Consider the following 18995-nt stretch of genomic DNA (forward strand, 5'->3'; position numbering starts at 1 on the left):
AATTCTATCCTGCATTTAATATTTCTGCAATATGCAGCACCTTCACGTTGCTATTTTCTCTTTTTAAAATCCCTTCCATATGCATCAGGCACGACATATCGGCACCAGTAATATATTCTGCACCATTTGCCTGGTGATCTTTTACTCTGTCTTTTCCCATCTTCACTGATACGGCTTCTTCAACCACACAAAAAGTCCCGCCAAATCCACAGCATTCATCTTCTCTTTTCAAATTGATGAGTTCCAGTCCTTCTACCTGCGCCAGAAGTTGTTGAGGTTTAGAAAAATAAGGGGCAACCAGTTCACTCATTTGTGTGAGTAACAATCCTCGCTGACCGTGACAGCTCTGGTGTAAGCCTACCTTATGAGGGAATTTTGCTTTAAGATTTTTTACCTGGAGTATATCCACTAAAAATTCTACCAGCTCATAGACTTTAGTCCTGATTGCGGCTGCCTGCGGTTCTGATTTTTCGGTATGCAAGTGTTCTTTAATGTGTAAAACACAACTGCCGGAAGGGGATACGATATAATCAAACTCTGCAAAATTGTCTACAAATAACTGGTTACAATCTCCGGTAAGATGTTCAAAACCTGAATTGGCCATAGGTTGTCCACAACAGGTTTGTCCGGTTGGATAAGTCACATCTAATCCTAGTTTTTTAAGCAGCTGATATGTTGCAATACCTGCGTTGGGGTAAAATTGATCTACGTAACAGGGAATAAAAAGGCCTACTCTTTTCATAAAGCGAAATCATTTGAAACTGTGTAAATTTCATGTTTACTGAAAGCACAATTTACGAAAATACGCTTAACGTGCTCATCTTCTATATCTGATTTTGGCAAAACATACAGCTTTATTGCTATATCAAAAATAATAGGCAAGTATAAAAATTCCAGCCGGGCTAACTGTACCGTACTATCTTGGTATAGGCATTATTGCTATTCCTGTGCCATACTTTTTTCAATACGGGAATCGGGTATGAACCAGATTACTGCAACTAATACATAAAGCGCAAAACTGATCCATGGGTTTATGAAAGACAAGGCGATAGCTGTCAGGTATAATCCGACCGAAATCATCCCCTTAGTACCTTTTCCTATTGCTTTACTGAGATTTGAGTTCTTACCTTCATGTATGATCAGAGAATTTGACAAGATGGAATAGGCAAATGCATTCATTAGCATCACAAATCCATAACAGGCGATCGGCCACTGACTGAAATGATTTTCACCCATCCAGGCAGTCACAAAAGGAATCAGCGAGAGCCAGAACAGCAGGTGCAGGTTAGCCCATAAGATACGTCCGTTCACAGATTTTGCAGCCTGAAGCATGTGGTGATGGTTATTCCAGTAAATACCTACATAGACAAAACTCAGGATATAACTCATAAACACCGGTATGAGCGAAACTAATGCACTGAGGTCCTGACCATCATGTGGTACTTTTAATTCCAAGACCATGATTGTGATAATGATGGCGATTACGCCATCACTAAAAGCTTCCATTCTTCCTTTATGCATTATTGTCTGATTAGTTTTTCAAGTTATAAAATCAAAATTATTTTTCCTGTGCTTTTTCTGCTTTCTAAAAAGTCATGTGCGTCTTTTCCTTCTGCAAGTTTAAAAGAAATTGGTTCAGCTATACTAATTTATTTTGTGCTGATCCATTTTTAGAACCTTCCATTGGCATTCGTGGAGCTCATAACCAGCAATATAGGGTGACTCCTCCGTTAAGTGATAATCTCCCTTCCTTCGGTAAATATCTGCAAAGTCCAGGCCGATAGCTTTTATTCCGAGTAATAAATCTCCTTCTTTTAAGATTGTTTTGGGTACTTCTATGTATTCCAGTAGTTCCGAAAATGTTAATGCTTTCATCCTTTTACTATTTAATAATTAATGTATGATAATGAGAGAAATAATATTCAATTCCTGCTGATCATGACATTTTAATATACAATTAACAATAATGTATTGTAATTTAGTTTTTTAATGGTTCAAGAAAACCACCACTATTAATACTTGCTTTATGCCATTAAATTGTGTTATCATAGAAGACGAAAATCATGCGATTGAATTGCTGACAGACCACATTCAGAACATGCCTAATCTTCATTTACTTAAAGTTTATTCTCAACCTATAATTGCACTGGCAGAAATAACAGAAGAAGATCAGATAGATATTCTTTTTATGGATATAAATATGCCTGGAATATCGGGAATGGATCTGGCTAAGATTCTTCGCCCGAAAACGCGCTTCCTGATTTTTACAACAGCGTATCATCAATATGCGGTAGAAGCATTTGAGCTGGAGGCAGATCAATATATTATTAAACCTGTTACCTTCCCGAAATTTACCGTAGCGATAGAAAAGATCATCAGAAAAATTGGTAAAGCCCCTCTTCAGCCTGTGGCCAAATCAGAGATATTTATCAAAACCGGGGTAATGAATAAAATTATCAAAGTCAGCCCTGAGGAGGTAATTTATCTCGAAGCAAAAGATAACTATATCATTGTTCACACAGACAAGGATAGTATTATTACTTACCTCACGCTAAAAGAGGCCCTTCAGACTTTGAATCAGCTTAATAACCTCGTACAGGTGCAGAAATCTTTTGTAATAGCCAGGAATAAGATAGAAATGATAGAAGGAAATCTGATTATTATGGTGAAAGGAACCCAGATCCCGATAGGAAACACTTATAAAAAATCATTTTTTGACTATGTTAAGAATAATACGGTGGTATCTGCAAGGGTCAAGCCTTCCAGACCACAATAAGATTCTTTAAATTGCAATTTTTCATCTGGCTAACTTCTTCAAAAAAGACTGCCTTCGATTATCACCGTTTGCGTTTTGAAAGCCAAACCAAAAAACCAATGCCTATTTCCTATCCTGAAAACCAAGTATAAATAAGCTATCTGGTATGTGGCAAATTGAGCTTTATAAGCACGAGAAGCTTGCAAGGGCCTATCCTTCAATGAGGATTAGCTCGATGCTCTCGCTGATCCCTTTGGGGGGAGGCTTCAAAAAAAATGCTTTTCGCTGCGCTCAATGACATTTTTTGTTTTTAATCTGGCCTTTGAGCTGAAGGACTCAGGCCGATTTAAAACAAAAATGCCACCCTGCGGGCAGCATTTTTGTTTGGCGGAGTGTGGGGTGCTACAGTCGAACCCCTGATACCACTTTTGAGTTTTTTTAGTGGATTGAAAATTATCTAAATTATATTAATAATGATCATGCTGGAATTTGCACCTAGTGCAATTACCAGGGGTTATATATACAATATGACTTTGAAAATGGAGCGCACGTCCATTTTGCCTGAAATACTCAGTCTTTCTACGGATTAGTCAATTCTGGTTTTTCCTGAAATAAAGTGGCGATAATCCTGTTTTTGTTTTAAATATTTTTGTGAAATGTGAAGGATGTTCGAATCCAAGCTCATAAGCAATTTCGCTGATAGATTTTGAAGTTCCAAGTAGCAGATTTTTTGCTTTATCAACCAACCTGAGATGAATATGTTCAATCGTAGTTTTTCCTGAATATTTGGTGAGAAGGTCAGATAAATAGTTAGATGAAAGATAAAGTTTTTCTGCAAAATATTTCACTTCGGGGATACCTTTGTCAATGAGATTTTCGTCATCAAAATAGTGATTGAGCAACTGTTCAAAATTCTGAAGAATATCGCTGCTCACTTTTGACCTCGTCAAAAACTGCCTTTCGTAGAAGCGGTCGCAATAGTTGAGAAGTAACTCGATATTATTTAAAATCAAACCTTGTGTGTGCCGGTCAATGTTTTTTGAATACTCTGTTTCAATGGTAGAAATTATTACCTCAAGCGTTTTCTTTTCCTCTTCAGAAACGTACAGTGCTTCATTGCTTGAGTAGTCGAAAAAAGTATAGTTCCGAATCTTTTTGCCCAATTCGGAACCATAGATAAAATCAGGGTGAAATGCCAGAAACCATCCTTCGTCAATCTCAGCATCAGTATCAGAACTTGTCTGTATTATCTGATCAGGCGCAATGAACATCAAAGCACCTTCCTGAAAATCATAATCTGAACGGCCGTATTTAAAGCTCCCGTCAAATTTTTTGTATACAGCTGCATATAAACCCAGATGATGAAAATGAGGGGCAGAATCCACATCTTTTCTTTTGATTTTTTTAAGGTCGATAACGCTTACCAGAGGATGTTTCGGACTTTCAAGACCGTAATATCGATGAAACTCTGCAATCGAATGAATATTGATGAATGATTCTGGCATTTTGTTGGAATTTGTAATGATAAAGTTAAATCTTTCTGCAGCGATTATTCCTGCATACCTCTTAAAAAATCTTCTTCAGAATTTTGATTTTTCAAATCGATATAGAACTTTGCATCATCCCCAATACTGTATCTCAATTTGGATTGACCATCTGTTGCTGCCTCAAAAATAGTATCTGCAACTTCTTCGGTCGTAGCATTTGCTAAATGTTCTGTACGTTTTGTAAACTTTGGAATGAAAGTCGCCAATTCTTGATTGTAATCTTCAATCGTATTCTGAATCATTTCCATTCCGTTTCTGAAATTGGTCGCAACGCTTCCGGGTTCTACAATTTTTACGGAAATTCCAAAAGATGACAATTCAAAATATAATGCTTCAGAAAAACCTTCGACGGCAAATTTCGAACTGTTGTATAAACTTGTAAAAGGACTGGCTGTCACACCTCCGAAAGATGAAATATTGATGATAACTCCTTTTTTTTGTTTTCTCATCGCCGGTAAAATGGCTTTAGTCATATTCATCAAGCCGAAAACATTGACTTCAAATTGTTTTTGAATCTGAGCTTCGTCCGACGATTCGAAAACGCCTATCAAACCGTAACCTGCACTGTTGATGAGAACGTCAATCTTACCGAACTTTTCTAGTCCTTGTTCAACTGATTTTTTAATACTTTCCAAATCTGTAACATCCAGTTTTACCAAATGTAGATTTTCACTATCCTTTAATTCGTCTTCCTTTTCAGGAGAACGCATAGCAGCGATGACATTCCAGCTCTGGTTTTGAAACAATTTTGCGGACGCTTTTCCAAATCCTGATGATGCCCCTGTTATCAATACTGTCTTTTTCATAATAAATGATTTAATATTTCTGGTACAAATTTCCTTCAAATCATTGTGAGGCATTTGATGATTTCACGGAAACACTTATACATTTCTCTGATTTTTAATATCAAAGATTCAGCTACTTGAGAATTACGATACCTTGAGGGAGTGTCGAACCCAAAATAGCCATTTCTGATGAATTTGAGCGCTTTATAATAAAAGAGAAAGCTATGGTATGTATTAAAAAAATATCGAACCGTTTTTGATGCTTGAAAATAAACAAGTAAATTGTTAGTATTCAATGAGTTGCGTTAAATAAAAAAAGAGACATACAAAGCTGTACGTCTCTTTAAGCGGAGAGAGAGGGATTCGAACCCTCGATACCCTTTTGAGGTATACACACTTTCCAGGCGTGCTCCTTCAACCACTCGGACACCTCTCCAATTCGGGGAGTGCAAAAGTAATATTTTTTTTGGTTGTTAAACCTGAGCTTGCCTTATTTTTATAAATTAATCAATAACAGTAACTTTTACCATATTTGTTTTGCCTTTACTTTCCATAGGAATTGCGGCAGTATTGATTAAAGTATCTCCTTTTTTGATCAGTTTCATTTTAACCAGCAGACTGTTCACATCTAAAATGGTTTCATCAGTACTCTCAAACTTATCATAAAAGAAAGCCTGAACACCCCATACCAAACTTAAAGTATTTAATAATTGCCTGTTATTTGTGAAAATATAAGTTAATGCTTTTGGTCTGTGTGCAGATATTTCAAAAGCAGTATAACCACTCACTGTCATAGAAACGATACCTACAGCATTTGTACGGCTCGCTAAAATACAAGCAGAATCACAAATTGCATCACTTAAGAAAGTTTCAGAATCAGCTTTTAAAGCTTTTTCAACGTGGAATGGATAGTTGTTTGTTTCAATGTTCTGAATGATTTTTTGCATCGTTTCAATAACGATCAAAGGAAATTCTCCTACAGACGTTTCTCCACTTAGCATCACTGCATCTGCACCATCCAATACTGAATTTGCAACGTCATTCACCTCAGCACGTGTTGGTCTTGGTGTAGTGATCATGCTTTCCAGCATCTGGGTAGCAATAATTACAGGTTTAGAAGCAGCAATACATTTCTGAACAATCATTTTCTGTAACAATGGAACTTCTTCCATTGGCATTTCAACACCAAGGTCACCACGGGCAACCATGATACCGTCAGAAACTGCAATAATTTCATCAATGTTATCAATTGCTTCAGGCTTTTCGATTTTAGCGATTACCCTTGCACCTTTACCTCTTTGTTTGATAATATCTTTTAATTCGATAATGTCAGCTGCGTTACGTACAAATGAAAGACCGATCCAGTCTACGTCATTTTCTAACACAAACTCAAGGTTTTTACGATCTTCTATAGTTAAAGAAGGAATAGAAACTTTAGTATTTGGTAAGTTTACACCTTTTCTTGAGGTTAAAATACCACCGTGAACAACTTCACAAACAACCTCATCTTCATAATTCGTTTCAATCACTCTCATTTGCAGTTTTCCATCATCCAAAAGGATGATTTCACCTGGTTTTACATCTTTAGGAAAGCTTGTATAAGTGATATAGATACGCTCTTCGTTACCGATGCATTCTTTAGTTGTGATGATTGTACGACTTCCATTAACTAAGTGTATACCACCATCTTTAACGATTCCAATTCTAATTTTAGGGCCTTGTAAATCAGCTAAAATACCAACATTATAGTTGTGTTTTTTATTGATTGCACGAATCGTATCCAGAACTTCCTGGTGATCGGCTTGTGAACCGTGTGAAAAGTTAAGTCTGCAAACGTCTAGTCCTGCATTAAACATGCTTAATAAAACGTCTGGTTTTGCTGAGGCCGGACCTAGCGTGGCTACAATTTTTGTTCTGGAATGAAAGGGTTTCATTTGAGTTATTTTATTTGTTACGACTAACAAAAGAAGGTTTTAGCTATTAAAAACCACTGTTAGCCTGGTTGATTCTGTTATTTAACTAAATAATGTTAGATTCAAATATAGTGTATTTAATACACCTTACATATAAAATTTATATTACCAAATTCTCATTTGACTTCAATTTGAGTGGATCTATCTGCGCAGCAACCTGAATATCAGGCAGTTTATTAAGACCTGAAATGATATAATCCAGATCTTCTTTATCAATATATCCCTGAATAATCATAAAATAATCCACTTTATTCATCTCCGGAATCAAGAATCCCTCACTACTGCGATTACTCAGTATAAAAAAATCATTATCACCCTGTTCTATGTAAAAATTATACTTCGAAAATGCTAAAGCAGGCTCATCTACATTAAAAAACACCTCATGATCTTCAACTTTTTCAAAATTTAAATTGAGTCTTGTATTGATTTTATGACACAGGACATAATCCTTTAAAGACGCTGTGATTGCGATTAAGACAAAATCCAGGTCCAGCGAAAGTTTTAAATAGGTTTTGTTCAAAGCAGCTTAGTAAGATATATTTTAGGATACGAAATTATAAAACTAATTTTGCTTTATCATTTGAAATAAAAACATTAAAATTGACAGAGAAATAAAAACATTTGAAATGTGTCAGAATTTATTTTTCTTTGCACTGAATTATTTAACCCATTAAATTATAACATTATGTCTGATATTGCTTCAAGAGTTAAGGCTATTATCGTTGAAAAATTAGGTGTGGATGAGAGCGAGGTTACCCCAGAAGCTTCTTTCACTAATGACCTAGGTGCGGATTCTTTGGATACTGTAGAACTTATCATGGAATTCGAAAAAGAATTCAATGTAGCAATTCCTGATGATCAAGCTGAGACTATCGGTACAGTTGGTCAAGCAATTGCTTATCTAGAGAAAAACGTAAAGTAGAACATACGGCCTCCGTATAATCCGTATAAATGGAATTAAAAAGAGTAGTAGTTACAGGTCTAGGTGCACTCACTCCAATTGGCAATACTATCCCAGAATTCTGGGATAATTTGTTAAAAGGGGTGAGTGGGGCTGGGCCGATTACAAGTTTTGATACAGAAAAATTCAAAACAAAATTTGCCTGCGAGCTGAAAAACTTCAATCCTGAAGACTTTTTAGAGAAAAAAGAAGCTCGTAAATTAGATCCTTTTGTGCAATACGCGATAGCATCAACAGACGAGGCGGTTAAAGATGCGGGATTCGATTTCTCGCAAATGGACACCAATCGTATTGGCGTTATCTGGGGTACTGGTATCGGTGGTATCAAGACTTTTCTGGAAGAAATGAGAAACTATTTTGCGGGCGATGGAACTCCCCGTATTAATCCGTTCTTCATTCCAAAGATGATTATTGATATCGTTCCTGGTCACATCTCCATAAAATATGGCTTACGTGGTCCTAACTTTGCGACCGTATCTGCCTGTGCTTCTTCAACTAATGCGATGATCGATGCTTTCAATTACATACGTCTTGATATGGCTGATGTAATTATCAGCGGTGGGTCTGAAGCAATTATTAATGAAGCTGGTATTGGCGGTTTCAATGCAATGCATGCACTTTCAACCAGAAATGACGACCCGTCAACTGCTTCCAGACCGTTTGATAAAGACAGGGATGGATTTGTAGCAGGTGAAGGTGCCGGAACTATTATCCTGGAAGAGTTAGAACATGCAAAAGCACGTGGTGCAAAAATCTACGCCGAATTAGTTGGTGGTGGAATGAGTGCAGATGCAAATCATATTACAGCTCCACATCCGCAGGGACTAGGCGCTAAAATGGTGATGACCAATGCACTAAGAGATGCAGGAATGACTACTGGAGACATTGATTATATTAATGTTCATGGAACATCGACCTCACTCGGAGATATCAGTGAAACAAGCGCAATTGTTAATTTATTTGGTGAAGACGCGTACAAACTGAATATCAGTTCAACGAAATCAATGACTGGTCACCTTTTGGGTGCTGCTGGTGCTGTTGAGGCCATTGCTGCCATTCTTGCTGTACAAAACGACATCGTACCTCCAACAATTAATCACTTCACCGACGATCCTGATTTTGATCCTAAGTTGAATTTTACTTTTCATAAGCCACAAAAAAGATTGGTACGTGCTGCATTAAGCAATACTTTTGGTTTTGGTGGACACAATGCATCAGTAATTTTCAAAAAATACGAAGAGTAAACGTCACGAAATATCGATTTTAATAAATTTAATGCCCCTATTTGACCTATATAAGCTCTATTTATCGCCTGATAAAGAGTTTATAAAAAAGCTGAAAAATATGTTAGGCTTTGTGCCTGGAAATACCGTTTTGTATAAAATGGCATTCAGGCACAGGTCTGTGGCTAAATTATTGAAAAATGGAAGTCGGAGCAGTAACGAACGTCTGGAATTTCTGGGCGATGCCATCCTCGGCGCTGTTATTGCAGAATTACTCTTCAAAAGTTACCCTTATAAAGAAGAGGGATTCCTTACAGAGATGCGTTCTAAGATCGTTAACAGGGTTAACTTAAATCAGTTAGCCAGAAAAATGGGCTTTGATCAGCTGATTGTATTCGATCAGAAAATGGTTAACATGCAGACCAAACACCACTCTATGCTGGGTGATGCTTTCGAAGCCCTGATAGGCGCCGTTTACCTGGATAAAGGATATAATTTCACCAAAGAATTATTGCTTAAACGTATTGTCAAGCCATATATCGACGTTCACACCCTTGAACTTACTGAAACAAATTTCAAAAGTAAATTGATAGAATGGTGTCAGCGTCATGCTAAAGATATTACGTTTGAAATGATGGAGAACAGTGAAGGCGACAGTGCCAAACTTTTCACTATACAGGCCATAATTGACGGCGAGAGTTTCGGTATCGGAAGAGATTACAACAAGAAAAATGCAGAAAAACAGGCCGCGGAGAAGGCTTGTGAAGCATTATCTTTATAAACAAGACTCATTATTTATTTCTTTTTTACCGTATCTGTATACTTTTTGTAAGTATCTCTGATATACTTTACGGCATCATATTCTGTCCAGTTTTTTGCTTTCTGATAATCAGGACGGTAGTTTAGCATGAAATCTTCCAGCTCTTTACCACTCAGTTCAGTATTCTTTTTAATCAGGGATTCATTGAAATACCCGTCTATCTGAGTCTGCTGCATTTCCCTGTTATAATAATTCCCAAATCGCTTTGCATTTTTAGGTGTACGTCCAAATAATTCGTACAAAGCAGTTATAGGTGCAAAAATATAGGAGAGTAAAGGTGGCTTCCCGGCATAAAAAGAACCTTTATCCCTGTAATCCTGTTTCAGTTCGTCCAGTTCTGCTTTTTTAGATTTCCCTTTGATATTTACTTCATGCAGAGTCGTGCCGGCTCCATTATCCAGGTAAACAATCAAATCCTTATTTGACGAAATGACCATTTGCTTATCTGAAAAGTCTTGTTTATAGATAACCAGTGTATCTCCTATGTTAGCTTTCACCTGGAAAAGCCCCAGATCATTACTGCTAACAGTGAACTTTGTCCGCAAGTTAGTAACCTGCGCCATTGCAATACGGGTAGTTGTTCCTTTTGTCATGACCACGCCATTTAACTGAAAATCCTGTTGCGCGAATACAACAGATACGGAAGCAATTATAAAGGTAAAAACCAGTAAACTTTTCTGGATTGTACGGGTCATTGGTCTGTGATGCATGGAGTAAATTTAACTATTGTTTGTCAATCTGCCATGGCAAAATTGCCATATGGCTTTATAAATGCTATTGAGCACGTTAAAAATTTCATATCTTCAGGAGTGTCTGTTTAAAATAGACGCTCATTTTAACAATAAATTATATCTTTGCACATGATAAAATCAATGACAGGTTATGGCCTGGCCTCTACAGATCAGGAAAATACAAAGTTTTCCGTAGAGATAAAATCCCTGAACAGTAAGTTTTTAGAGCTTAATCTAAAACTCCCAAGGGCATATGCAGATAAAGAACTTTTACTGCGTAATGTCTGTAGCAAGGATATTGAACGCGGAAAAGTAAATGTTTCTATCAATATTGAGCGCAGTGAAGAAAACCTTAAAGGTGCAACAATTAATGCCGCTTTACTGAGCAAATATTACAAACAATTAGAAGCAATTAACATTGATTTAGGTGCAAATTCAAGTAATCTTCTTCAAGCTGTATTAAATTTTCCGGACGTAATCAGCTATACTGAAGAAGTAGTAAATGAAGGGGAATGGGATATTTTGCAAAAAACATTCTATACTGCTTTGGCCAGCTTCAATCAGTTCAGAGAAACTGAAGGAAATGCATTAAAACAGGATCTGGAACTCAGAATCAAAAATATACTTGGCTTTTTCTCTCAGATTGAAGTTTTAGCTCCTTTAAGAATTCCTCATATCAGAGCGAAACTGAACCAATTATTGGAAGAGGTATCAGGAAAGGTTAATGTTGATCAAAACCGTTTAGAGCAGGAACTTATCTATTACATAGATAAACTTGACATTACGGAAGAAAAAATTCGTCTTAAAAGCCACTGTGACTACTTTACTGAGACTTTAAAAAGTAAAGATGCCAATGGTAAAAAACTTGGTTTTATTTCTCAGGAAATAGGCAGAGAGATCAATACCATGGGTGCAAAAGCAAATGATGCACAAATACAGCAATTAGTTGTAGGTATGAAAGAGGAATTAGAAAAAATTAAAGAACAATTGTTAAACGTAATTTAATACGCTGGCAAGATTTACACACCAATGATACAGGGCAAACTCATTATATTTTCCGCTCCGTCCGGCGCAGGAAAAACAACAATAGTAAAACACTTACTGGAAAAGTTTCCATCACTAAGCTTTTCTATATCAGCAACAACCAGAGAATTACGTGGTGATGAAAAACATGAGAATGATTATTATTTCATCTCTAAGGAATCGTTTTTACATAAAGTTGCACACCAGGAATTCGTAGAATTTGAAGAAGTTTATAATGGAACTTTCTATGGTACTTTACGTTCAGAAATTGAACGGATCTGGAATGAAGGGAAACATGTGATTTTTGACATTGACGTAGAAGGCGGTTTGCGTTTAAAACGTAAATACGAAGAGGACGCGTTAGCTATCTTTGTTCAGCCACCATCTCTGGAAGTCTTAAAAGAACGTTTAAGCGGCCGTGGTACTGACAGTGAGTCAAAGCTTCAGGAAAGATTTATTAAAGCGGAGAAAGAGCTGCAATATGCAGATAAGTTCGATGTGATCCTTAAAAACTTTGATCTTAATACCGCCTGTGCAGAAGCAGAAAAATTAGTTACCGATTTTCTTAAGCAATAAGAAGCTGATCAAAAGAATGGCGAAAACAGGTTTATTTTTTGGTTCTTTCAATCCTATTCATGCAGGACATCTGATTATAGCCAGTTATATGGCTAATTTCACCGATCTGGATGAGGTGTGGCTGATCGTTTCGCCACAGAATCCACTGAAAAATAAAAAGGGGCTTGGTAATATGTATGACAGACTTGAGATGGCCCGGTTAGCAATTGAACCGGCAGAACAACTTAAGGTAAGTGATATTGAATTTAACCTGCCCCAGCCTTCTTATACCATTGATACCCTTGCCTACCTTCAGGAAAAACATCCCACAAAAGAGTTTGTGCTGATTATGGGCGCGGACAACCTGGCTTCTTTAAAAAAATGGAAGAACTATGAGGTCCTGTTAAAAAACTATGCTATTTATGTGTATCCCAGACCAGGATCCGACGTTACAGAATGGGTTAACCATCCTTCGATTACATTGACAGAAACACCTCAGATGGAGATTTCATCGACCTTTATCAGACAAGCTTTAAAAGACAGTAAAAATATTCAGTTTCTTGTTCCTGAAAATGTAATCGCATTTATGGACAGTAAAAATATGTATCGCTAAACAGCTGTTTAACGGTAGATTAAGAATATAGTCGGTTTTTTATGAAGATCTATCTTCTCCTGACGCCATTGACCAACACTCTGCGTTCTGATATACTCATCCTCTCCCGTAATATTACTTGCTACACACAGCAAAGTATTTGCTGCTGTATTTTTTATAATATCCTCATATAAATGATTGTTCCTGAAAGGAGTTTCAATGAATAGCTGAGTTTGTTTATTTTTTTCAGCCAGTTGCTCCAGCTCTTTAATTTTTTTTACTCTTTCTACTTTGTCAATAGGTAAATATCCGTGGAAAGTGAAACTTTGTCCGTTAAAGCCTGAAGACATCAGCGCTAATAACAAGGAGTTGGGGCCTACCAGAGGTACGACTTTGATTCCGCGTTTATGTGCTTCCGACACGATTTCAGCCCCTGGATCAGCTACTCCAGGGCAACCTGCTTCACTCATCAGACCTACATCTTTTCCGGTCATTAATTCTTTAAAATAAGGGACCATAGAGTCATTCCTTTTATGTTTACCATAATCATGAATAGTCAGATCACTCTGTGGAATTTTTAAGCCTGCCTCTTTCAGAGACTTCCTTGCAGTTTTTTCATTCTCTACGATATAAGTATCTATAGCATTGATCGTATCAATCAGATATGGAGTGAATGACTTAGCAGAGGCATTTTCTGCCAATGGAACAGGAATCAGGAATAATACACCTTTCTTCATTTGATATTTGTTGTTTTTGGTATAATTTATGTAGTACTGTAGTAAATTCCGTCTATACCACTTTAATGGCTATAAGGGCTCTGATAACAGTATTAATTTATTTAAATTTTATCATTTACTCCTGCGGATTGCATTAGTTTAGAATTACAAAGGAAAAGAATAAATATTTGGAAAGAGAAAATAAGAATCTAAATCTTAAGTTTAGCTTTTTAAAACCCATAAATCCCGTGTCTTCCGTATGTAATTTTCAATACGAACCTTGCCGATCCTTAATTTAACACATAAAACGTTAAACCATTGTATATTTTTTTACTCATAGATATAAGTTAGGTTATATTATAAATACACACACAAATGAAAAACATGATCAAATTTCCAGCTGCATTACTGGGGCTTATGCTCTTGTTCGGCTTCACAGCACAGAAATCGATGGCTCAGGGGGGCTATGACGATATCTCACTGCAATCGTTTTATGATGAATTATCCCCTTACGGAACCTGGATTCAAGACCCCCAATATGGAAATGTCTGGCGGCCCGATGTAGATCAGGATGATTTCAGACCTTATTACAGCGATGGCCGCTGGGCGATGACTGAGTATGGAAATACCTGGGTATCTGACTATGACTGGGGCTGGGCTCCGTTTCACTATGGTCGCTGGGTAAATAACAGGTTTAATCAATGGGTGTGGATTCCGGACACTGTCTGGGGGCCTGCATGGGTTAGCTGGAGAAGTGGTGCTGGTTATTATGGCTGGGCTCCTTTAGGCCCGGGTATCAGTATTAATATCAATATTGGCGGCGGCGGATATAATACACCGAATAACTGGTGGAACTTTATTCCTCAGGGTAGTATTTACAGCAACAACTATCCACGTTATTCAAACAGAAACATCACGATCATTAACCGTACTACTATTATCAATAATACTTACGGCCGTGGTGGCAGAGATACTTATTATACAGGCCCAAGGGCTGATGATATCAGAAGAGCAACGAACAGAGATGTAAGAGTTTACAATATCTCCCGTTCAGAAAGACCTGGAAGAACAAGTATTTCAAATAATAATATCAATATATACAATCCAAGATCAGGAGTTAACGGATCTTCAAGAGCAGGCGACAATGGCGGTTCAAGAGCAGGAAGTGTTGACCGTTCAGGAAGAAGTGATATAAATAATTCAAGAGCCGGAAGTGTGGATCGTTCAGGAAGAGGAGATATAAATACCTCAAGATCAGGAAATACAAGTACTATAAGGCCGGATGTCAATAATTCAAGAGCCGGAAGTATTGACCGTTCAGGAAGAGGAGATATGAATACTTCAAGATCAGGAAATACCAGTACTACAAGGCCAGATGCAGGTATTCCGGTAAATCGGAATAGTGATCGTTCTGGAAGAGCAGATATAGGCAGTTCAAGAGCAGGAAATAATAATATGTCCAGATCAGCGAATCCGGATCAGCAGAGACAACAGCAGGATCAGCAGCGCCAGCAACAACAACGTCAACAGCAGGATCAACAGAGACAACAACAAGATCAGCAGCGTCAGCAACAACAACGTCAACAGCAGGATCAACAGAGACAACAACAAGATCAGCAACGTCAGCAACAACAACGTCAACAGCAGGATCAACAGAGACAACAACAAGATCAGCAGCGCCAGCAACAACAACGCCAGCAGCAGGATCAACAGAGACAACAGCAAGATCAGCAGCGTCAGCAACAACAACGTCAACAGCAGGATCAACAGAGACAACAACAAGATCAGCAGCGTCAGCAACAACAACAGCAGCAACGTCAGCAGCAACAACAGCAGCAACAGCAACGTTCTCAGGATTCAAGAAGCGGTGGTGATGCTCCTCAAAGAGGTGAATCTTCCAGATCAGGAAGAAATTAATAAAATAAGAACCGGCTATAATGGCCGGTTTTTATTTTATATATTATAATTATCTTTGCAGCCTCATCAAGCAATATGCTTAACCCTTTATGATTCACCCCGAAATAGAAAAACGAAAAACATTCGCCATTATCAGTCACCCGGATGCCGGAAAAACAACACTAACTGAAAAGTTTCTGCTGTTTGGAGGAGCAATTAATACCGCTGGTGCTGTAAAACGTAACAAAGCCAATCAAAGCAGTACTTCAGATTTTATGGAGATTGAGAAACAACGTGGAATATCCGTTGCGACCTCAGTAATGGGTTTTGAATACAAAGATAAACGCATCAATATTCTGGATACACCAGGTCACAAAGATTTCGCAGAAGATACCTACAGGACTTTATCTGCAGTAGATAGCGTAATCCTTGTTGTAGACTGTGTAAAAGGTGTTGAGGAACAAACAGAGAAGCTGATGGCCGTATGCCGGATGCGGAATACTCCCGTAATTATCTTTATCAATAAGATGGACCGCGAGGGTAAAGACGCCTTTGATCTGCTGGATGAAATTGAGAATAAGCTGAATATTAGTTTATGCCCTTTATCATGGCCAATCGGACAAGGACATACCTTTAAAGGTGTATATAGTATCTACAATAAACACCTTAACCTGTTTGAGCCGGATAAAACAAAAATTGCTGATCCCGTTATAGAAGTCAGCGATCTGAATGATCCAAACCTGAATAATTTCCTTAAACCAAAGGAGCTTGGAGAATTAAAAAATGATTTGGAGCTTGTAGAGGGCGTATATGGTACTTTAGACCAGAACATGTATACAGAAGGCCTGCTTGCCCCTGTATTTTTTGGAAGTGCCATTAACAACTTTGGTATTAAAGAATTGTTAGACACCTTCATTAATATCGCACCAAGTCCGAGAAGCAGAGAAGCTGAACAAAGAGAAGTTCTGGTAGAAGAGAAAAACTTTTCCGGATTCGTATTTAAAATACACGCCAATCTTGACCCTAAACACCGAGACCGTATTGCTTTCTTAAGGATATGTTCAGGTAAGTTTGAGAGAAACAAATTTTATTTCCATACACGTCAGGGTAAAAAACTTAAGTTTTCTAACCCAATGGACTTTATGGCCAATGAGAAAAGTATTGTAGAAGAAGCATGGCCAGGTGATGTTGTCGGATTATATGACAGTGGAAACTTTAAAATCGGAGATACATTGACTGAGGGAGAGCAATTGCAATTTAAAGGCATTCCTAGCTTCTCTCCTGAAATTTTTAAGGAAGTTGAGAATAAAGACCCGCTTCGTACCAAACAGCTTGAAAAGGGCATACAACAACTAACAGAAGAAGGTGTTGCCCAACTATTCACTCAACAACCAGGAAACAGGAAAATCATTGGCGCTGTAGGTGAATTGCAGTTTGAAGTAATTGCATTCAGACTGGAACATGAATATGGTGCAAAAGCACACTTCCGTATGCTGAGTTACAGCAGATCAAACTGGGTAACTTCTACAGATAAGAAGAAACTGGAAGAATTTGTAAAACGTAAAGGACAGCACATCGGACAAGATAAAGACGGAAACCCAGTTTTTCTTGCAGACAATGACTTTATGATTAATATGACTAAAAGAGATTATCCGGATATTGAATTCCACAAGACCTCTGAATTCAAATAAGCAACAAAATAAGAAGGGCTGTAGCGAAACAAATCGTTACAGCCTTTTTCGTACCCCTTTTATTTCGACAAACTGGCATTTTTATGCTACGAAAGTCTCAAAAAGCAATAAAATGCCTTTATTCTTTAATTAAACCGTTCGTCTACGATAAAATGGACTTGGTATAAAACATTTTAACAGGATTTTTTTATTCATTCTATTTGTTTCAACAAAACGAAATATTATGAAATCTCTGTTTAACATATCGCCATTTATACTCCTGTTAGTTCCTGCATTTGTGATGATGATCCTGACATTCGCAACCAGTGCCAGCCATACTGATCAGGCATCAGAAGTCGCTGCAAAAACAACCACAACTACAGCAGCTTCTTTAGATAAAGCCAGCATATCAATTGCTAAATAAAAAAGGGTATGCTGAATCTGCACCAGGATGCAAACCAGAATACCCCTTATCAATAAGTTATAGCGTATTATTTCAATTTGCTTAATGCAGCTTTAACACGTGGAATCATTTCTTTGATATCAGTCAGTGAACAAGCACCAACAGAAGCACGGAACCATGATTTAGTTTCATCCGTACCAAAACACGAGAATGGCACCAATGCCACCTGAGCCTCTTTAATCAGGTAAGAATTCACATCAGTACTGTCTTTCAGTAAATCGCCATCCGCAGTAGTTTTACCAATATAATCGATTTTCAGTGTCAGATAAATTGCGCCCATAGGTGCTATCGCATCTACTGCAAAACCATCCTCTTTCAAGCTGGTAAAACCTTCATACAAAGCATTAAGACTATCCTGAATTTGTGTTTTAAATGCACCTAAAAACTCATCAACCTGCCCTTTATCTGCAAAATATTTACCAACCGCTACCTGTTCAGCTTTAGGTGCCCAGGCACCGATATGCGTCAGTAAAGCTTTCATTTTACCGATTACTTTATCTGGTCCGAAAGCCCAGCCTACACGTACACCAGTACTCGCAAGACATTTAGATATTCCATCAATATAAATAGTGTAATCTTTCAATTCAGGACGTAAACTAACCGGGTTGATATGTTCTTTACCAAAAGTCAATAAAGAGTAAATCTGATCGTACATAATATACAACGGTTTTTCCCCTTCAGCTCTTGATTTATTTTCTGCAATCACAAGGTCACAGATTTCTTCCAGTTGTTCTTTAGTGAACATAGTACCCGTTGGGTTCAGCGGAGAACATAAAGCCAGTAAAGTTGCGCCTTTAAGATATGGTTTTAACAACTCAGCAGTAGGCATGAAATTGCTTTCCGCAGTAGTTTCCACAGCGATTCCCTCTGCAGAAGAAAGGTGACAGTAATGGTTGTTATTCCATGATGGAGCAGGATAAATAACTTTATCTCCCGGATCAATCAAAGCAAGGTAAGTGGCATAAATCAATGGGCGTGATCCACCAGAAACCAATATTTCATTTGTTTTAAAGTCAAGATCATATCTGTCCTTTAAAACGTCTACAATCGTTTCACGTAAGGCTAAAATACCATCAGCAGGCGGATAGTTGGTTTGATTATGGTTATAAGCATCAACAATTTCAGCTTTCAGCCCGGCAGGTATAGGAAAAATTGAAGGATCAAAATCACCGATAGTTAAATTTGCAATTTTAGCACCTTTGCTTTTCAGCTCATTAACCTCATTACCGATTTTAATGATTTCTGATCCAATAAGTGAGTTTGCTAATACCGATACATTCATGTT

Annotated in this window: 20 protein-coding genes and 1 tRNA gene; 10 read left to right on the forward strand and 11 right to left on the reverse strand. The window is 37.6% G+C overall.

Going from position 1 to position 18995, the window contains the following annotated elements; genetic code table 11:
* Nucleotides 1–4: 4 nt before the first annotated feature.
* The 3 genes from AB3G38_RS16225 to AB3G38_RS16235 form a co-directional block, all read right to left on the reverse strand.
* The gene (locus AB3G38_RS16225; protein ID WP_367864892.1) at nt 5–742 is read right to left on the reverse strand and encodes a (Fe-S)-binding protein; all 738 of its coding nucleotides are present in this window, start codon (nt 740–742) and stop codon (nt 5–7) included.
* Between the two features lie 197 nt (nt 743–939).
* Nucleotides 940–1521, reverse strand: a complete 582-nt coding sequence (locus tag AB3G38_RS16230; protein ID WP_367864893.1) for a TMEM175 family protein — start codon at nt 1519–1521, stop codon at nt 940–942.
* A gap of 123 nt (nt 1522–1644) precedes the next feature.
* Nucleotides 1645–1875 carry a hypothetical protein gene (locus tag AB3G38_RS16235; protein WP_367864894.1) on the reverse strand — a complete coding sequence of 77 codons (231 nt, stop codon included), beginning with the start codon at nt 1873–1875 and terminating at the stop codon, nt 1645–1647.
* A 151-nt stretch (nt 1876–2026) separates the two neighbouring features.
* On the opposite strand from AB3G38_RS16235, the gene AB3G38_RS16240 reads away from it, so the two are divergent.
* Complete coding sequence (locus tag AB3G38_RS16240; RefSeq protein ID WP_367864895.1) at nt 2027–2776, forward strand: LytR/AlgR family response regulator transcription factor; 750 nt, start codon at nt 2027–2029, stop codon at nt 2774–2776.
* Nucleotides 2777–3345: 569 nt separating this feature from the next.
* Here AB3G38_RS16240 and AB3G38_RS16245 read toward each other — a convergent pair.
* The 5 genes from AB3G38_RS16245 to AB3G38_RS16265 form a co-directional block, all read right to left on the reverse strand.
* A complete protein-coding gene (locus tag AB3G38_RS16245) occupies nt 3346–4260 on the reverse strand; it encodes a helix-turn-helix domain-containing protein (protein WP_367864896.1) in 915 nt (304 codons plus the stop codon).
* A 44-nt stretch (nt 4261–4304) separates the two neighbouring features.
* Nucleotides 4305–5108: an SDR family oxidoreductase gene (locus AB3G38_RS16250; RefSeq protein ID WP_367864897.1), complete on the reverse strand. Its 804-nt coding sequence runs from the start codon at nt 5106–5108 to the stop codon at nt 4305–4307.
* Between the two features lie 327 nt (nt 5109–5435).
* Nucleotides 5436–5523, reverse strand: a tRNA-Ser gene (locus AB3G38_RS16255).
* Between the two features lie 67 nt (nt 5524–5590).
* A complete protein-coding gene (pyk, locus tag AB3G38_RS16260; RefSeq protein WP_183870270.1) occupies nt 5591–7021 on the reverse strand; it encodes a pyruvate kinase in 1431 nt (476 codons plus the stop codon).
* Nucleotides 7022–7160: 139 nt separating this feature from the next.
* Entirely contained in the window at nt 7161–7580 is a 420-nt protein-coding gene (locus tag AB3G38_RS16265) for an IPExxxVDY family protein (protein ID WP_367864898.1), read from the reverse strand.
* Nucleotides 7581–7745: 165 nt separating this feature from the next.
* On the opposite strand from AB3G38_RS16265, the gene AB3G38_RS16270 reads away from it, so the two are divergent.
* Genes AB3G38_RS16270 through rnc form a run of 3 tightly spaced genes read left to right on the forward strand, consistent with a single transcriptional unit; the run spans nt 7746 to nt 10025 of the window.
* Nucleotides 7746–7982 carry an acyl carrier protein gene (locus tag AB3G38_RS16270; RefSeq protein ID WP_008508386.1) on the forward strand — a complete coding sequence of 79 codons (237 nt, stop codon included), beginning with the start codon at nt 7746–7748 and terminating at the stop codon, nt 7980–7982.
* Nucleotides 7983–8011: 29 nt separating this feature from the next.
* Nucleotides 8012–9265 carry a beta-ketoacyl-ACP synthase II gene (gene fabF, locus AB3G38_RS16275; protein ID WP_367864899.1) on the forward strand — a complete coding sequence of 418 codons (1254 nt, stop codon included), beginning with the start codon at nt 8012–8014 and terminating at the stop codon, nt 9263–9265.
* 31 nt (nt 9266–9296) lie between these two features.
* Nucleotides 9297–10025, forward strand: a complete 729-nt coding sequence (gene rnc, locus AB3G38_RS16280; protein ID WP_367864900.1) for a ribonuclease III — start codon at nt 9297–9299, stop codon at nt 10023–10025.
* A 14-nt stretch (nt 10026–10039) separates the two neighbouring features.
* Here rnc and AB3G38_RS16285 read toward each other — a convergent pair whose 3' ends face one another.
* Entirely contained in the window at nt 10040–10774 is a 735-nt protein-coding gene (locus AB3G38_RS16285) for a hypothetical protein (RefSeq protein ID WP_367864901.1), read from the reverse strand.
* A 162-nt stretch (nt 10775–10936) separates the two neighbouring features.
* Here AB3G38_RS16285 and AB3G38_RS16290 point away from each other — a divergent pair, with 162 nt between their 5' ends.
* The 3 genes from AB3G38_RS16290 to nadD are packed head-to-tail and all read left to right on the forward strand — an operon-like array spanning nt 10937 to nt 12986.
* A complete protein-coding gene (locus AB3G38_RS16290; protein WP_183870294.1) occupies nt 10937–11800 on the forward strand; it encodes a YicC/YloC family endoribonuclease in 864 nt (287 codons plus the stop codon).
* 24 nt (nt 11801–11824) lie between these two features.
* A complete protein-coding gene (gene gmk / locus AB3G38_RS16295; protein WP_367864902.1) occupies nt 11825–12394 on the forward strand; it encodes a guanylate kinase in 570 nt (189 codons plus the stop codon).
* A 16-nt stretch (nt 12395–12410) separates the two neighbouring features.
* Nucleotides 12411–12986, forward strand: coding sequence for a nicotinate (nicotinamide) nucleotide adenylyltransferase (gene nadD / locus AB3G38_RS16300; RefSeq protein WP_367864903.1), 576 nt, complete (start codon nt 12411–12413; stop codon nt 12984–12986).
* Between the two features lie 8 nt (nt 12987–12994).
* Here nadD and AB3G38_RS16305 read toward each other — a convergent pair whose 3' ends face one another.
* Complete coding sequence (locus tag AB3G38_RS16305; protein ID WP_354299490.1) at nt 12995–13702, reverse strand: SAM-dependent methyltransferase; 708 nt, start codon at nt 13700–13702, stop codon at nt 12995–12997.
* Between the two features lie 363 nt (nt 13703–14065).
* On the opposite strand from AB3G38_RS16305, the gene AB3G38_RS16310 reads away from it, so the two are divergent.
* The 3 genes from AB3G38_RS16310 (at nt 14066) to AB3G38_RS16320 (ending at nt 17671) form a co-directional block, all read left to right on the forward strand.
* Nucleotides 14066–15598 (forward strand): DUF6600 domain-containing protein, encoded by a 1533-nt coding sequence (locus AB3G38_RS16310; RefSeq protein ID WP_367864904.1) that lies wholly within the window; start codon nt 14066–14068, stop codon nt 15596–15598.
* Nucleotides 15599–15687: 89 nt separating this feature from the next.
* Entirely contained in the window at nt 15688–17268 is a 1581-nt protein-coding gene (locus AB3G38_RS16315) for a peptide chain release factor 3 (protein WP_367864905.1), read from the forward strand.
* A gap of 223 nt (nt 17269–17491) precedes the next feature.
* Nucleotides 17492–17671 (forward strand): hypothetical protein, encoded by a 180-nt coding sequence (locus tag AB3G38_RS16320; protein WP_367864906.1) that lies wholly within the window; start codon nt 17492–17494, stop codon nt 17669–17671.
* A 67-nt stretch (nt 17672–17738) separates the two neighbouring features.
* On the opposite strand, the gene AB3G38_RS16325 is transcribed toward AB3G38_RS16320, so the two are convergent.
* Nucleotides 17739–18992 (reverse strand): pyridoxal phosphate-dependent aminotransferase, encoded by a 1254-nt coding sequence (locus AB3G38_RS16325; RefSeq protein WP_367864907.1) that lies wholly within the window; start codon nt 18990–18992, stop codon nt 17739–17741.
* Between the last annotated feature and the right edge of the window lie 3 nt (nt 18993–18995).

It is taken from the genome of Pedobacter sp. WC2423, from assembly GCF_040822065.1.
Taxonomy (GTDB): Bacteria; Bacteroidota; Bacteroidia; order Sphingobacteriales; family Sphingobacteriaceae; genus Pedobacter.

Bases quoted from the DNA above. Each gene is read 5' to 3' on its own strand.
- AB3G38_RS16320 (WP_367864906.1), top strand. From the start codon at position 17,492: ATGAAATCTCTGTTTAACATATCGCCATTTATACTCCTGTTAGTTCCT.
- AB3G38_RS16285 (WP_367864901.1), bottom strand. From the start codon at position 10,774: ATGCATCACAGACCAATGACCCGTACAATCCAGAAAAGTTTACTGGTT.
- gmk (WP_367864902.1), top strand. From the start codon at position 11,825: ATGATACAGGGCAAACTCATTATATTTTCCGCTCCGTCCGGCGCAGGA.
- pyk (WP_183870270.1), bottom strand. From the start codon at position 7,021: ATGAAACCCTTTCATTCCAGAACAAAAATTGTAGCCACGCTAGGTCCG.
- AB3G38_RS16245 (WP_367864896.1), bottom strand. From the start codon at position 4,260: ATGCCAGAATCATTCATCAATATTCATTCGATTGCAGAGTTTCATCGA.
- AB3G38_RS16270 (WP_008508386.1), top strand. From the start codon at position 7,746: ATGTCTGATATTGCTTCAAGAGTTAAGGCTATTATCGTTGAAAAATTA.
- AB3G38_RS16230 (WP_367864893.1), bottom strand. From the start codon at position 1,521: ATGCATAAAGGAAGAATGGAAGCTTTTAGTGATGGCGTAATCGCCATC.
- rnc (WP_367864900.1), top strand. From the start codon at position 9,297: ATGCCCCTATTTGACCTATATAAGCTCTATTTATCGCCTGATAAAGAG.
- AB3G38_RS16225 (WP_367864892.1), bottom strand. From the start codon at position 742: ATGAAAAGAGTAGGCCTTTTTATTCCCTGTTACGTAGATCAATTTTAC.
- AB3G38_RS16325 (WP_367864907.1), bottom strand. From the start codon at position 18,992: ATGAATGTATCGGTATTAGCAAACTCACTTATTGGATCAGAAATCATT.
- AB3G38_RS16310 (WP_367864904.1), top strand. From the start codon at position 14,066: ATGATCAAATTTCCAGCTGCATTACTGGGGCTTATGCTCTTGTTCGGC.
- nadD (WP_367864903.1), top strand. From the start codon at position 12,411: ATGGCGAAAACAGGTTTATTTTTTGGTTCTTTCAATCCTATTCATGCA.
- fabF (WP_367864899.1), top strand. From the start codon at position 8,012: ATGGAATTAAAAAGAGTAGTAGTTACAGGTCTAGGTGCACTCACTCCA.
- AB3G38_RS16290 (WP_183870294.1), top strand. From the start codon at position 10,937: ATGACAGGTTATGGCCTGGCCTCTACAGATCAGGAAAATACAAAGTTT.
- AB3G38_RS16240 (WP_367864895.1), top strand. From the start codon at position 2,027: ATGCCATTAAATTGTGTTATCATAGAAGACGAAAATCATGCGATTGAA.
- AB3G38_RS16305 (WP_354299490.1), bottom strand. From the start codon at position 13,702: ATGAAGAAAGGTGTATTATTCCTGATTCCTGTTCCATTGGCAGAAAAT.
- AB3G38_RS16250 (WP_367864897.1), bottom strand. From the start codon at position 5,108: ATGAAAAAGACAGTATTGATAACAGGGGCATCATCAGGATTTGGAAAA.
- AB3G38_RS16235 (WP_367864894.1), bottom strand. From the start codon at position 1,875: ATGAAAGCATTAACATTTTCGGAACTACTGGAATACATAGAAGTACCC.
- AB3G38_RS16315 (WP_367864905.1), top strand. From the start codon at position 15,688: ATGATTCACCCCGAAATAGAAAAACGAAAAACATTCGCCATTATCAGT.